Origin of the sequence: Bradyrhizobium sediminis, assembly GCF_018736105.1 — a bacterium.
Classification (GTDB): Bacteria; Pseudomonadota; Alphaproteobacteria; order Rhizobiales; family Xanthobacteraceae; genus Bradyrhizobium.
Map to the genome: position 1 here is coordinate 1885980 of NZ_CP076135.1, position 14682 is coordinate 1900661.

13 protein-coding genes are annotated in these 14682 nt (G+C 63.2%); 9 read left to right on the forward strand and 4 right to left on the reverse strand.

Features of this window, described 5'->3' with window-relative positions:
- Nucleotides 1–52: 52 nt before the first annotated feature.
- Nucleotides 53–859 carry an enoyl-CoA hydratase/isomerase family protein gene (locus KMZ68_RS09080; protein ID WP_215615442.1) on the reverse strand — a complete coding sequence of 269 codons (807 nt, stop codon included), beginning with the start codon at nt 857–859 and terminating at the stop codon, nt 53–55.
- Between the two features lie 276 nt (nt 860–1135).
- Here KMZ68_RS09080 and KMZ68_RS09085 point away from each other — a divergent pair, with 276 nt between their 5' ends.
- The 4 genes from KMZ68_RS09085 (at nt 1136) to KMZ68_RS09100 (ending at nt 5481) form a co-directional block, all read left to right on the forward strand.
- A complete protein-coding gene (locus KMZ68_RS09085) occupies nt 1136–2356 on the forward strand; it encodes an NAD(P)/FAD-dependent oxidoreductase (protein WP_215615443.1) in 1221 nt (406 codons plus the stop codon).
- A 101-nt stretch (nt 2357–2457) separates the two neighbouring features.
- Nucleotides 2458–3444, forward strand: a complete 987-nt coding sequence (locus KMZ68_RS09090; RefSeq protein ID WP_215615444.1) for a sialic acid TRAP transporter substrate-binding protein SiaP — start codon at nt 2458–2460, stop codon at nt 3442–3444.
- Between the two features lie 168 nt (nt 3445–3612).
- Nucleotides 3613–4185 (forward strand): TRAP transporter small permease, encoded by a 573-nt coding sequence (locus KMZ68_RS09095; RefSeq protein ID WP_215615445.1) that lies wholly within the window; start codon nt 3613–3615, stop codon nt 4183–4185.
- A gap of 15 nt (nt 4186–4200) precedes the next feature.
- Nucleotides 4201–5481, forward strand: coding sequence for a TRAP transporter large permease (locus tag KMZ68_RS09100; RefSeq protein ID WP_215615446.1), 1281 nt, complete (start codon nt 4201–4203; stop codon nt 5479–5481).
- Nucleotide 5482: 1 nt separating this feature from the next.
- Here the strand turns inward: KMZ68_RS09100 and KMZ68_RS09105 are convergent, their stop codons facing one another.
- A complete protein-coding gene (locus KMZ68_RS09105) occupies nt 5483–6397 on the reverse strand; it encodes a ribokinase (RefSeq protein WP_215615447.1) in 915 nt (304 codons plus the stop codon).
- A 22-nt stretch (nt 6398–6419) separates the two neighbouring features.
- Complete coding sequence (locus KMZ68_RS09110) at nt 6420–7313, reverse strand: sugar kinase (RefSeq protein ID WP_215615448.1); 894 nt, start codon at nt 7311–7313, stop codon at nt 6420–6422.
- Nucleotides 7314–7539: 226 nt separating this feature from the next.
- Here KMZ68_RS09110 and KMZ68_RS09115 point away from each other — a divergent pair, with 226 nt between their 5' ends.
- The 5 genes from KMZ68_RS09115 (at nt 7540) to KMZ68_RS09135 (ending at nt 13750) form a co-directional block, all read left to right on the forward strand.
- The gene (locus tag KMZ68_RS09115; RefSeq protein ID WP_215615449.1) at nt 7540–8799 is read left to right on the forward strand and encodes a Glu/Leu/Phe/Val family dehydrogenase; all 1260 of its coding nucleotides are present in this window, start codon (nt 7540–7542) and stop codon (nt 8797–8799) included.
- The gene (locus KMZ68_RS09120; RefSeq protein ID WP_215615450.1) at nt 8796–9647 is read left to right on the forward strand and encodes a VOC family protein; all 852 of its coding nucleotides are present in this window, start codon (nt 8796–8798) and stop codon (nt 9645–9647) included. The genes KMZ68_RS09115 and KMZ68_RS09120 overlap by 4 nt, the downstream gene beginning before the upstream one ends.
- A gap of 876 nt (nt 9648–10523) precedes the next feature.
- The gene (locus KMZ68_RS09125; RefSeq protein ID WP_215615451.1) at nt 10524–11891 is read left to right on the forward strand and encodes a vWA domain-containing protein; all 1368 of its coding nucleotides are present in this window, start codon (nt 10524–10526) and stop codon (nt 11889–11891) included.
- 174 nt (nt 11892–12065) lie between these two features.
- The gene (gene yghU, locus KMZ68_RS09130; protein WP_215615452.1) at nt 12066–12953 is read left to right on the forward strand and encodes a glutathione-dependent disulfide-bond oxidoreductase; all 888 of its coding nucleotides are present in this window, start codon (nt 12066–12068) and stop codon (nt 12951–12953) included.
- Nucleotides 12954–13072: 119 nt separating this feature from the next.
- Complete coding sequence (locus tag KMZ68_RS09135) at nt 13073–13750, forward strand: nitroreductase (protein WP_215615453.1); 678 nt, start codon at nt 13073–13075, stop codon at nt 13748–13750.
- Between the two features lie 85 nt (nt 13751–13835).
- Here KMZ68_RS09135 and KMZ68_RS09140 read toward each other — a convergent pair whose 3' ends face one another.
- The gene (locus KMZ68_RS09140) at nt 13836–14633 is read right to left on the reverse strand and encodes an outer membrane protein (protein WP_215615454.1); all 798 of its coding nucleotides are present in this window, start codon (nt 14631–14633) and stop codon (nt 13836–13838) included.
- Nucleotides 14634–14682 lie beyond the last annotated feature (49 nt).

Below are 14682 nucleotides of genomic sequence, written 5' to 3' on the forward strand. Positions count from 1 at the left end.
TCATCCGCTTTCGCGGATGATGACAGCTGACTATTGGATCGACTCCGCTGACTTACTTCGACTTGCTCGTGAACTTCTTCACCGCGGCCCGGAAATCTTCCGTATGCATGGCGTCGATGATCTTCGCTTCTTCGGCGTCGAGCTGCTGTTTGGTCGGGGTCACCGCGGCTTGGTAGATCAGCGATTTGGTGCCGGCGATGGCGGCCGGCGGATTCTGCGCCAGGCGATGCGCCAACTCGCGGGTCGCGGCCTTCAGTTCGACTGCCGGCACCACCCTGGCGACCAGACCCCAGTCATAGGCCTGCTGGGCGGTGAAGCTGTCCTCGGCCAGAAATATCTGCAGGGAGCGGCGGGTGCCGACGGTGCCGACCATGCCGACGGTAGAGCCGCCGTCCGGCGACACGCCGATCTTGGCGTAGGCCGGCGTGAAGCGGGCGGTATCGGCCGATATGCAGAGATCGGTGACGAAGGCCAGCCCCATGCCGGCGCCGGCCGCGGAGCCGTGGACGCTCGACAGCACGATCTTGGGCATTCGCCGCAGCGTCTCGATGAAGGCGTGATAGTGCTTGAGCAGTTCGCCGACCACGGGCGCGATGGTGTCGGCCTCGGCCGCGGCCCCGATGGTCTGCAGATCGCCGCCTGCGCTGAAGGCGCGGCCTTCGCCCTCGATCACCAGCACCCGGATGTCGTCATTGGCCTCGACCTCGGCGCCGAGCTGTTCGAGCTTCTTCGCGATCGAAAGGTTGATCGAGTTGAAGGCGTCAGGCCGGTTGAGCGTGATGGTGGCGATCGGGCCTTCGATCCTGAGCAGTGCCGGTTCGTCGGAAGGGGTGGCGGTAGCCGGATCGGGGGTCGTCATCGGAAGGGGCCTCGGGGGTTGGAACGGCGCGGGGCATTTAAATCGCAGAAGGGGACAGGTGACAATCCCGGCGAAGTCTGCAAGACTTAAATCCTTATCCCTCATGGTTGGGCGACGCGCTTGCGCGGGCCCGGGCGATGGGGCCAAGTGATGCTCCCATCCCGCAAGATGCGGCCACGAGCGCCGTTATTCTGGATGAGGCGAGCAAGCACCAAAATCGGCGAAGAGAGGAGATGACATGGGTAATCCCTGTGTTCTTCCAGTTGGGCTGTACCGATGACGCAAGGACCGGTCCTCATTGTCGGCGCGGGTCATGCGGGTTTTCAGGTCGCGGCATCGTTGCGGCAGCATGGCTTCGGCGAGCGCGTCTGCCTGATCAACGACGAGGCGCACCTGCCGTATCAGCGTCCGCCTCTGTCCAAGGCCTATCTGAAGGGCGAGGGACGGCCGGACAGCCTGATGTTCCGGCCGGATAAGTTCTATCGCGACCAGAACATCGAGCTGATCGCCGATCGCGCCGTTTCGATCGACCGGACCGCGCGCAAGCTGAAGCTCGCCTCCGGTTCCGCGCTCGATTACGGGCACCTGGTGCTGGCGACCGGCGCGCGCAATCGCCTGCTCGATATTCCCAACGCGCGTCTCGAAGACGTGCGCTATTTGCGAATCCTTGATGAAAGCGAGGCGCTGCGAAAGCGGATCGGCTCCGGCCAGCGCGTCGTCGTGATCGGCGCCGGCTTCATCGGGCTGGAATTCGCCGCCACTGCGCGGGCCAAGGGTCTGGAAGTGGATGTGGTCGAACTCGGCACGCGCGTGATGGCCCGTGCGGTGACTGCCGAAATCTCGGATTACTTTCAGGCGCGGCACACTGCGGCGGGCATCCGCATTCATCTCGGCGTGCAGGCGACCTCCATCGAGGCCAACGGCACCGACGTCTCCGGGGTCAGCCTCAGCGACGGCCGCCATATACCGGCAGACTTCGTCGTGGTCGGCGTCGGCGTCCTGCCCAATGTCGAACTGGCTGCGGAAGCCGGCCTGCCGGTGGCTTCGGGCATCATCGTCGACGAGCAATTACTGACATCGGATCCCGATATTTCGGCGATCGGCGACTGCGCGCTGTTCGCAAGCCCGCGCTTCGGCGGGTCGCTGCGGCTGGAGTCCGTGCAGAACGCCACCGACCAGGCGCGCTGCGTTGCGGCGCGGCTGACCGGCGACGCCAAAACCTACGACGGTCTGCCGTGGTTCTGGAGCGATCAGGGCGACGACAAGCTGCAGATCGCGGGTCTGACCACTGGATACGATCAAGTCGTGGTGCGCGGCGACCCGGCGCAGCGATCGTTCTCGGCGTTCTGCTACAAATCCGGGCAGCTCGTCGGCATCGAGTCCGTCAATCGTGCGTCGGATCACGTGTTCGGACGCCGCATCCTGGCTGTGAAGGGATCGATCGCGCCGGAGCAGGCAGCGGATACCGCCTTCGACCTCAAGGCGGCCCTGACTTAAGTCGATTCCCGGGCCACTTGCATCCGCACTTCATATCGGCGACGTTGTCGGACGGGGACCCGTCAACGAGGTCTCGGGAAATAATTCAAGGGGAGAGAAACATGTCCGTCTGGACACGCCGCCTGGCGCTTTCATCGGTATTCATCGTCGCAGCAGCCATTGCGGGACCGGCCTCGGCCCAGACCAAGCTGAAATGGGCGCATGTCTACGAGATCGCCGAACCCTATCACGCCCAGGCGCTGTGGGCCGCCGAGGAAATCAAGAAGCGGACCTCGGGCCGGTATGAAATCCAGGTGTTTCCGGCGTCCCAGCTCGGCAACGAGAACCAGATCAATGAGGGGCTCGGCCTCGGCACCGTCGATATCATCTACACCGGCACTTCATTCGCCGGCTCGATCCACAAGCCGCTGGCGATCTCCGGCGCGCCGTTCATGGTGCGCGACTTCAATCACTGGAAATCCTACCGCGACAGCAAGCTGTTCCGCGACATCGCCAAGGGCTACGAGGACAAGACCAAGCACAAGATCATGGCGCTGACCTATTACGGCGAGCGCATGGTGACCGCCAACAAGGAAATCAAGAAGCCCGAGGACATGAAGGGCATGAAGCTGCGCGTGCCGCCGGCGCCGCTCTATCTGATGCTGGCGAAATCGGTCGGCGCCAACGCCACGCCGATCGCTTTTGCCGAGGTGTATCTCGCCTTGCAGCAGGGTACCGTGGACGGCCAGGAGAACCCGCTGCCCACCATCATGGCCAAGAAGTTCTACGAGGTGCAGAGCCATGTCATGCTGACCGGTCACATCATCGAATCGTTGTTGACGATCACGGGCTCACATGTCTGGTCGAAATTGTCGGACGCCGACAAGAAGGTGTTCGAGGAGGTGCTGGTGCAGGCAGCCGCCAAGTCGTCGGATCAAATTCGTGAGTCCGAGCAGAAGATCGCGGATCAGTTGCGCAAGCTCGGCAAGACCGTGGTCGAGGTCGACCGCGAGGCGTTCCGCAAGGCGGCGATCCCGCTGCACAACGACGCCTCCGCCGGCGCCGGCTGGAGCCGCGCGGAATACGACGCGCTGCAGGCGCTGAAGTAAACCACGCTGTCGTCCCCGCCTAGTGCGCAATTGCGCACGGGGGCGGGGACCCATACGCCCGTGTCTTTTCAATAAGGCAATCTGGCAGACACCTTTTGCCACCATGAATGCCGGTGGTTATGGGTCCCCGCTTTCGAGGGGACGACGATAGATAGTGGATCACTGTTCATGAACACCAGCCCCAAATCCGCCAACGCTGCTCCGTCGGATGACGTTCGCCTGATCGTCGCCAAGGACGAAGAGGTCGTCATCGAGCACCACCCGGAGGACTGGATCGCCTTCGTGTTGTTCTGGGCGCTGGCCTTCATCGTCTTCCTGCAGTTCTTCACCCGCTATATCCTGAACGACAGCCTGTCCTGGACCGAGGAGATCGCGCGCTACGGGCTGATGTCGCTGGCGTTCATCGGCGGCGCGGTGGTGACGCGCAAGAAGGCGCATATCGCGGTCGAACTGGTGTCGAACCTGATGGGGCCCGGGCCCCTGAGGTCGGCGCTGCTGGCGCTGGTCGATTTCATCACGCTCGGTTTCGTGGGGCTGCTGGCGTATTTCTCGGTGACCATCGTCGAACGCATGCATTCGCAGCGCATGACCGTGTTCGACCTGCCGATGAGCCTGGTTTACGGCGTCGTCGGTCTCGGCTGCTTCATGATGCTGGTGCGCCAGGCCCAGGTGGTCTGGAAGAATGCGCGCGAAGGCTGGCGACGGGCGCCCAAAGTAACCGAACAGATTCACGCCGACTGAAAGCTGGGCTGACCGATGCCGATCCTGATTTTCGTCTTCTTTGCAACACTGCTGGCCGGCATTCCCGTGTTCATTGCGCTGGCGTTCTCGTCGCTGCTCTACACCCACTTCATTGCGGGGATTCCGGATTTCGTGATCCTGCACCGCATGGCCGGCGGGCTCGACAGCTTCCCGCTGCTGGCGGTGCCGTTCTTCATTCTCGCCGGCAATCTGATGAACTCCGCCGGGATCACCAACCGGATCTACGATTTCGCGGTGGCGACCTGCGGCTGGATGAAGGGCGGCCTCGCCCACGTCAACATCTTCGGTTCGGTGATCTTCGCCGGCATGTCCGGCACCGCGATTGCGGACGCCGCCGGCCTCGGCACCATCGAGATCAAGGCCATGCAGGACCATGGCTACAGCACCGAGTTTTCGGTCGGCGTCACCGCGGCGTCCGCCACGCTCGGTCCGATCATTCCGCCGTCGCTGCCGTTCGTGATCTACGGCATGATGGGCAACGTCTCGATCGGCGCGCTGTTTCTCGGCGGCTTCATCCCCGGAGCCGTCATGACCCTCTTCATGATGCTGTATGTGAGCTATGTCGCGCGCCGCTACGGCATGGGCCGCGACCAGGCATTCCGCTGGAGCACGCTCGGCCGCACCTTCATTGCGGCGTTGCCGCCGCTGATGACGCCCGCGATCATCATCGGCGGCATGACCTTCGGCTGGTTCACGCCGACGGAAGCCGCCATCGCGGCCTGCGCATGGGCGCTGATACTCGGCATTTTCCTGTACCGCTCGCTGTCGCTGAAGCAGTTCTACAAGGTCACGATGGACACCATCGAGACCACGGCGGGCGTGCTCTTGATCGTCGCCGCGGCCTCGTTGTTCGGCTGGGTGCTGACGACGACGCGGCTGACGGAAGCGGGCGCGGAAGCGCTGCTGCAACTGACCGACAACAAGTACATCATTCTTCTGTTGATCAACGTGCTGTTGCTGGTGATCGGTTGTTTCCTCGAGCCGATCGCCTCGATCAGCATTCTGGTGCCGGTACTGATGCCGATCATCCTCAAGGTCGGCATTCACCCCGTTCATTTCGGCGTGGTGATGACGCTCAACCTGATGATCGGATTGTTGCACCCGCCGCTCGGCATGGTGCTGTTCGTATTGTCGAGAATCGCGAAACTGTCCATTGAGCGCACCACCATGGCGATCCTGCCGTGGCTGATTCCACTCCTGATGTCGCTGATCGCGATTACCCTGATCCCCGAACTGACGCTGTGGCTGCCGCGCACCATGGGGATGTTGAAGTAATTCAACGGGAGCTGACCACGGCGACCTCCGCCGCCGTCGGCATCGACGGCGCGGCGCCCATCCGTTGCACGCAGAGCGAGGCGGCGGCGTTGCCGTAAGACAGCGCCTCGCGGATAGAGTGGCCGCCGGCGAGTTGGGCCGCGACCGCGCCGACAAAGCAGTCGCCGGCGCCGGTGGTGTCGACGGCTTTGACAGGGCGGCCCGGAACGATCAGCGGTTCGCCGTCCACTAGCGCCAGCACGCCGCGCTTGCCGAGCGTCACGCAGACGACGCCGTCTTTGCCGATCCGCAGCGAGCGCGCGGCTTCGACGAAGCGGGCGGGATCGTCGGTGTCGCGAAGCTCGGTCTTCGCCAGCAAGCCGAGTTCGGTCTCGTTGAGGATGAGGATATCGACGAGGCCGAGGAGATCGGCGCCGCATTCGAGCGCGGGCGCGGGATTGAGGATGGTGGTGGCGCCGGCGGCGCGGGCGCGGCGGAAGAAGGCCTCGATCGCGGGCAGGGGTATCTCGAACTGGCTGACCGCGACATCGCCTTTCGCCAGCGCTGGTGCGACGACATCGTCATCGCTCACCAGCGCATTGGCGCCGGGAATGACGACAATGGTGTTGTCGGTATTGGCGATGGTGATGACGGCGGTTCCGCTGTGGGCGCCCGCGGTTTCCCGTACCAAGCTCAGGTCGATCCCCTGCGCCGCAAGGAACGTCCTCAATTCATGGCCGAAGGCGTCGCCGCCGAGCCGGCCGATCAGCGTCGTCGGCGCGCCCAGTTTCGCCGCCGACACCGCCTGGTTGGCGCCCTTGCCGCCGGGAAAATAGAGCACGGCATGGCCTGCGACGGTCTCGCCGATGCGGGGATGCCGGTCGGCCGTCGCCACCACATCCATATTGATGCTGCCGGCGACGAAGACGCGCCCCATGCTCTATTCCCAACAGAATTGTTCAGACCCGGACGCCAAACTCCTGCCTGACGGCTTCGATGTCAGACAGCGTCGGCAAGCCGGCCTCGTTGCCGAGCCGCTGGATCTTGAATGTCGATGCCGCTCGCGCGAAATCGAAATGATCGTGCCAGCTTTTGCCGGGATTGGAGAGGTAGGAATAGACGTAGGCGCCATGGAAGACGTCGCCGGCGCCGTTGGTGTCGAGCACGCGTTCGCGCGGGATCGGCAACGCCGGCAGCGTATGCGTGGTGCCGGTCTCGTCATACCAGAGCAGGCCCCTTTCGCCCATGGTGACGCCGGCGACCCGGCACCCCCTGCTCTTGAGATACTCCAGCATCTTTTCCGGCGTCAGGTCCATCTGCTCGCATAGCCGCTCGGCGACGATGGCGACGTCGATCAATTCCAGGAGCTCATGGGTGTTGGCGCGCAGGCCGCCGCCGTCGAGCGAGGTCAGGATGCCGGCCTCGCGGCACAGTTTGGCATAGTGGATCGCGGCGTCCGGCTGGTGGCCGTCGACATGCAGTGCGCGGCAGCCGCCGAGGTTCAGAAGTGGGAAGGGGTGGATATGCTCATCGTCGCGGCAGCGCACGATCGCCCGCTTGCCGTCCTTCGGCATGATGAACGACAGCGACGAGGAGTTGACCTTGCGCGGATGGATCGAGATTCCGTACTTCGCGCTCATGTCCTGGAACATCCGCCCCAGCCAGTCATTGGCCACGGTGGCGATCAGGTCCGGCACGATGCCGAGCTTGGCGCAGCAGAATGCCGCGGTGACGGCGTTGCCGCCGAACGAAACGGCGTAGGCCTTTGCGACATGCTTCTCGTCGCCGGTCGGCATATGGTCGGTAATGAAGGTAACGTCGATATAGGTCTGTCCGATGAAGAGCGCCTGCATAAATCTGTCCGTCGTGGCTTGGGGGTGGTCCCGGCCGGCATCGACACATTAGCACCGCTTATTGCGGATTATTCGCTGAAATTATTCGCAAGCTTGCCGCCTTAATCGCTTGAGATAACCATATGGCCGGACTACGACCGTCCCCAAGCGTCGTCGGCGTGCAGTCTGGCTAACGGCCCGCGCCGGCTCCGGGTTCCCGGTGGCAAGACAAAAGGGGTGGGAAACGATGTCCGTCTATTCCGGTCCGGTGTTCGACATGGCGGCCGAGCAGTTCGGGGTGATCGCCAATCATCTGTCGATCCCTTTTGACGAGCGCGACCGGCTGCTGCTGCCGAAACGCGCGGTCATCATCTCCTGTCCGATCCACCGCGACGACGGCTCGATTACGGTGTTCGAGGGCTATCGGGTGCAGCATCACCTCACCCTCGGCCCGACCAAGGGCGGCACCCGGTTTGCCCCCAGCGTCGATATCGGCGAGGTGGCGGCGCTGGCGATCTGGATGAGCTGGAAGTGCGCGCTGGTGGGCTTGCCCTACGGCGGCGCCAAGGGCGGCGTCCGGGTCGATCTGACGACGCTTTCCAAGCGCGAACTGGAGGGATTGTCGCGCCGCTACATGCAGGAAATGATCCCGTTCGTCGGCCCGCACACCGACGTGATGGCGCCCGACATGGGCACCAACGAGCAGGTGATGGCCTGGTTCATGGACACCTATTCGATGTATCAGGGCCGCACCGTCACCGAGATCGTCACCGGCAAGCCGGTGTCGTCGGGCGGCACGCTGGGACGGCGGGAAGCCACCGGGCGCGGCGTCGCTCACATCGCCAAGCGCGTGTTGAACGAGCTCTCGATCAACCTCGGCACCGCCACCGCGGTGATCCAGGGTTTCGGCAATGTCGGGTCCTATGCGGCGCTGGAGTTGCACCGGTTCGGCCTCAAGGTAATAGCGGTCAGCGATCACACCGGCGCGCTGCACGATCCCTCCGGACTCGATATTCCCGCGCTGATCCGGCATGCCGGAACGCATGGCAGCATCGCCGGCTTTTCCAACCAGTTGCAGTTCGATCCTGAGCAAATCTTCGCGCTGTCCTGCGATGTGCTGGTGCCGGCGGCGATGGAACGGGTGATCGACGCGCAGGTGGCGGCAAACCTGAAATGTCGGGTGCTGGCGGAAGGCGCCAATGGTCCGACCACGCCCGACGCCGACCTCGTGCTGGAAAAGCGTCAGGACGAAGTCTTTGTGATTCCGGATATCCTCTGCAACGCCGGCGGCGTCATCGTCAGCTATTTCGAATGGGTGCAGGATCTGCAGCAATTGTTCTGGGAGGAGGAGGAGGTGACGCGGCGCGAATACCAGATCCTCGACCGTGCCTTCGACCAGATGGTGACGCGCGCCAGGGTCGACAAGATTTCGCATCGCACCGCCGCGATGGCGATCGGCGTCGAGAAGGTCCGCGCCGGCAAGAACATCAGAGGACTGTTTCCGTGATTACCGGCCTCGACCACATCGTCGTTCTGCTTTCCGATATCAAGGCCGGTGCCAAAGCCTATGAACTGCTGCTCGGGCGCGCGCCTTCCTGGCGAAGCCAGACCGATGGCGCCGAAACCGTGCTGTTTACCCTCGACAACATGTCGCTGGAACTGATGGCCCCGGCGGGCAGCTCGGAGACCGCCGAGCGCATCCGCACCGTGATCAGGATCTGGGGCGAGGGGCTTGCCAGCATCTGCTTCCGCGTCGGCGACATCGGGAAGATGTACCGCCGGCTCGATCGTCTGGCGCTGAAGCCGGATCCGGTGGCCGAGGTCGATAGCCGCGACCTGGAAACGGGCGGGACGTTGCGCTGGAAGCGGACCCGCGCGGCGACCGACCTGACGCGGGGCGTCCGCATGTTCTTCCTCGAACTCGCCCAGGACCGCCCGCACTCGGCCGCGATAGCGGAGGCGCCGATCCTGGGGCTCGACCATGTCGTGGTCTCGACCGAGGATCCCGAACGCGCCGCGGCGCTCTATGGCGCGCGGCTGGGTCTCGACATGGCGCTCGACCGCTCGCATCAGGACTGGGGACAGCTGATGTTCTTCCGCTGCGGCGATCTCACCGTCGAAGTGGTGCGCCGGCCGGTCGCAGGCGCCGACCAGACCCACGATAAATTGTGGGGCCTGAGCTGGCGCGTCGCCGACATCGACGCGGTGCGCGCGCGGCTCCTGGCATCGGGCGTCGACGTATCGGAGGTGCGCACCGGCCGCCGGCCCGGCACCAGGGTGGTGAGCGTGCGCAACGGTACCTGCGGCATTCACACGCTGCTGATCGAACGGGCTCCGGTACGGCAGCCCGTCTGATGCGCCGCGCCGCAACATCGTCGGGAACCGGATTGGCGCTCTCTGTTAATATTACGCCTTAACCAATAATTAATTATGCGTTTGTGGGCACCAGAGGTCCGGCCTAGCGTAGCTTGAGGGGCTGCTCAGTAACCAACGAATTGGTGCGTGCCATGACGTATAGAATGTATCGGGCATTTATCGCTCCTCTCAGCATCGTCGTGCTGATGCTTGCGGCGGACGAGACGTTCGCCCGGTCGGGAGCCGCGCCTCGTGGAGGGGCTACTTCGGCGCATTCGTTTTCCCGTCCGCCAGTCGGGCATCACCGCAGACACAATGTAGCGCCCCTCTGGCCGGCGACAGGCGGCTTCTTCTACGGGCCGTCGAATGGCGAAGCCATGGTAGGTGCTGCGCCACCGATATCGGGCGATATCCGTTACACTTACACCTATGATGTTCCCTGGGATTGGTCGCATCGATTTCCGCCGGCTGTCACGCCTTCTGAGCGACCCTATGTGCAGAGCTGCTCCGCGGAGACCGTAACGGTTCCGGGGCGCAGCGGCAAAGAGCAGACCGTCAACATCATGCGATGCTATTAGGCCAGGTGCCGGCGGCGTGCGCGCTGGGCGCCCTCGTCGAAATACCCGATCGCGGCGATGACGACTTTGAGAACAAAGCTGCGCGCTGCGGCACAGCAACCGGCCCGATCTCCGTCGTCCTCGCGAACGCGAGGACGCACGCCACGAGCGCTGCCGTTGCGGCTACCCCCTTCCTAGCCCCCGCAAGGGGAGTAAGGTTTCATTTCCCACGATCGATATTTCTGGATAATTTATAGGCAAATTTTACGGTCGCCCGCTACGACACGGCCAGGCATTTTTCGGTCGAGGCCCTGGCGCCATGAATTTTTCCTCTTTGCTATTGTCCGCACGACGAGCTTCCGCCCGGTTCCTTGAATCCGACAAGGGCAACATCGCGGTGATCTTTGCCATCTCGCTGGTACCCCTGCTCAGCTTCATGGGTGCTGCGATCGACTATACCCGCGCCAACAACGCGCGCTCGTCGATGCAGGCAGCCCTCGATTCGACGGCGCTGATGCTGGCGAAAGATCTGTCCGACGGAAGAATCACAACCAGCGAGATCAATGCGAAGGCGCAGACCTATTTCGCCGCGCTCTTCACCAATACCGACGCCAGGTCCGTCGCGATCAGTGCGACCTATACGGCCAGCTCCAGCCAGGGTTCGACCATCCAGGTCAACGGATCCGGCGCCGTGATTACCGAATTCATGAAGGTGGCCGGCTTCCCGAATATCAACTTCAACACCAGTTCGACTTCCGCCTGGGGCAGTGTGCGGATGCGGGTGGCGATGGCGCTCGACAACACCGGATCGATGGCGTGGGACGGAAAGATGCCGGCGATGCAGACAGCGGCCAAGGGCCTGATCGATCAGCTCGGTGCGCTCGCCAAGACCAACGGCGATATCTATATCTCCATCGTCCCGTTCGCCAAGGACGTCAATGTCGATGCCAAGAGCTATGCGGGAGACTGGATCGACTGGGCCGACTGGGAGGCGGTCAACGGCAGTTGCAACAGCCCGTACTACAATTCACGAAGCTCGTGTGTATCCCACGGCAAGACTTGGAACCCGTCGAACCACAATACCTGGTCCGGCTGCGTCACCGACCGCGATCAGAATTACGATACGATGAATACCACGCCGGTGATTTCGAACAGCGCAACGCTCTTCCCCGCGGAGGAATACATTTCCGGCGGCGAGAAGTACTGCAAGAAGGGCAATCGTCCCTACCTGCAGCCGGTCATGCCGCTGAGTTACGACTGGACGACGCTGAAGAAGCTGATCGACGACATGGAGCCGACCGGCATGACCAATCAGGGCATCGGCATGGCGTGGGCCTGGATGACGCTGGGCACGGGAGCCCCGTTCAATGCCCCCGCCAAGGATCCCAATTATACCTACAAGGATGCCATCATCCTGTTGTCCGACGGCCTCAACACGCAGAACCGCTGGTACAACAACGCCTCGCAGATCGACGCCCGTCAGAAGATTTTGTGTGACAACGCCAAGGCCGCGGGAATCACGGTCTACACCGTACAGGTCAATACCGGCGGCGATCCGACCTCGGCGGTTCTGCAATACTGCGCCAGCACGTCTGACAAATTCTTCCTCGTCACGTCGGCCAGTCAGACTGTCTCGGCCTTCAACTCGATCGGGACATCGCTGTCGAAGCTGCGCGTCGCCAGATAATCGCGACGAGCACTTCCGGGGAGCTGGCGCGCGCACCGCATGGTGGTCTTGAGCCAGCCTTCTTCTGCATTCCGGTATTGTCTCCATGGGCCTCATCCGGCCCTTGCGATATCAACCCCAACCCTGTGATATCGGTTGCGCTGACGACCACGTCCGCCACCCGGAGCCAATCGCATGACCGACCCCGCCGTCTATACGCCGCCGAAAGTCTGGACCTGGAACAAGGAGAGCGGGGGCAGGTTCGCGAGCATCAACCGTCCGGTCGCCGGGCCGACCCACGACAAGGAGCTGCCGGTCGGCCGTCATCCGCTCCAGCTTTATTCGCTGGCGACGCCGAACGGCGTCAAGGTCACGGTGATGCTGGAAGAGCTGCTGGCGCTCGGCCACAAGGGCGCGGAATACGACGCCTGGCTGATCAAGATCGACGGCAACCAGTTCGGCAGCGGATTCGTCGCGGTCAATCCGAACTCCAAGATACCGGCGCTGATGGACCGCAGCGGCCCCAAACCGATCCGGGTGTTCGAATCCGGCGCCATCCTGATGCATCTCGCGGAGAAGTTCGGGGCGTTACTGCCGACCGATACGGCTGCCCGCGCCGAATGCCTGTCGTGGCTGTTCTGGCAGATGGGCAGTGCGCCCTATCTCGGCGGCGGGTTCGGGCACTTCTACGCCTACGCGCCGACCAAGATCGAATACGCCATCGACCGTTTCGCGATGGAGGTGAAGCGCCAGCTCGACGTGCTCGACCGGCGGCTGGCGGACAACGAGTATGTGGCAGGCTGCGACTATACCATCGCGGACATCGCCATCTGGCCGTGGTACGGCGCTTTGGTGAAGGGCGTGCTCTACGGCGCGGGCGAATTCCTGGCCGTGCAGGAGTACAAGAACGTGCAGCGCTGGACCGACGCCATCGCCAAACGCCCAGCGGTGCAGCGCGGCCGCATGGTCAACCGCACCTGGGGCGAGCCCTCGAGCCAGTTGCACGAACGCCACGACGCCGGCGATTTCGAAACCAGGACGCAGGACAAGCTCGAGGCCGGCCAGACCGCGGCGGGGGCGTGACGGCGTCACCGCCCGGCGGTCTGAGGGGGCTTGCCCTTGCAGGAAGGTTCGCTTTCCGGATTAAATGTATTCGATAGATAGACGCCCGCCGCCCCCGCCTAACGCAGGAATACCCCGAAATGGATTTTGAAGAGCTCGTCAACACGCGCCGGAGCGTGCGCGGTTTCAGGGATCAGCCGGTGCCGCGCGCCGTGATCGAGGAGATCATCGAGGTCGCCAAGCGCGCGCCGTCGTCGATGAACACCCAGCCCTGGCACGTGCATGTCCTGACCGGAGACCCGCTGGAAGAAGTCCGCCGGCGCAACATGGAAGAGATGCTGGCCGGCGCCCAGCCGAAGCGCGACATCGTTTCGCACGGCGAATATCAGGGCGTGCACCGCGGCAGGCAGGTCGACATCGCCAAGAAGCTGTTCGGCGCGATGGGAATTGCGCGCGACGACAAGCCGATGCGGCAGGACTGGGTGTTGCGCGGATTCCGCCAGTTCGATGCGCCGGTCTCGCTGGTTTTGACCTACGACAAAATCCTCGATCCCGGCGCGGTGTGCCACTTCGACCTCGGCGCGCTCTGCTACGGCATCGTGCTGGCCGCCTGGGACCGCGGCCTCGGCTCGGTCATCAACGGCCAGGGCATCATGCGCTCGGATATCGTGCGCGAGGTCGCCGATATTCCCGAGGATGAAGTCATCATGACCTGCGTCGCGATGGGATATCCCGACGACAATTTCGCGGCCAACGCAGTCAGGTCCGACCGCGAGCCGAACCGCGATTTCGTCCGCTATGTCGGGTTTCAGGACTAGGCACGGACGCCACAAAATGCCGCGGGTGCGCGACCCGCGGCCTTCGTGCTCACGCCCTTAGGGCTGGGGCGCTGCCAGCCGGAGCCTAGAAATGATAGTTGAGGCCGGCGCGGAGAATATTCGCGGTCAGCTTGCTCGAGGTGTTCACGGTCAAGCCAAAGCCGGGGGCCGTGTTGCTGTCGGAAAAGACATTCACGGAGCCAAGGTCGACATAGAGATATTCGGCCTTCGCCGTCCAGTTGCCCGTGAGCTTGGCTTCGACACCGCCGCCGACCGTCCAACCGGTCTTCGTTGAATTGACGGATCCTGCGTTGGTGTTGAAATTTCCCGCATTGAAGATGGTCTGAGAGAATTCATGGCGCCCGACGGCCAAGCCGCCGGTCGCGTAGATCAGAAAATTCTGCGCAGCATATCCGAGCCGGCCACGGAAAGTAGCGAGCCATCGAAGCCGATCGGATTCATTGAACGCGCGATTGTCTATCAGCGCACCTGGCGGCGGCGCTATGAAGCCTGTCGTTCGCCCGCCGTCGATGCCGGCAAACGAAAAGTCGGCCTCGGCACCGAGAACGACGTTGTTAAGCTGGAAGTTGTAACCGACCTGGGCACCGCCCAATGCGCCTCGAAGTTTGAGATTGGGAGAGCCGTTGGCGACAAGATAGCCCGGATCAGTAGCGGGATTACCAAAGGCAGCCCAACCGGGCCCCGGAACCAGTGAGAGGTCGCCATTTCCCCAGCCATACCCGACGTTGCCGCCGATGTAGAAACCGGTCCAGCTCCACACCGCGGCCATCGGTGCCTTAACGGGCATGTCGGCGGCGGAAGCGATATGCGCCCCACCCAGGCTGAGCGCTATCGTCAGCAAGCTGGTCAATTTGAGGCGCATTTCCAAGACTCCATTTCGTTAATCTGATGACGTACCCATCGTCAATTTG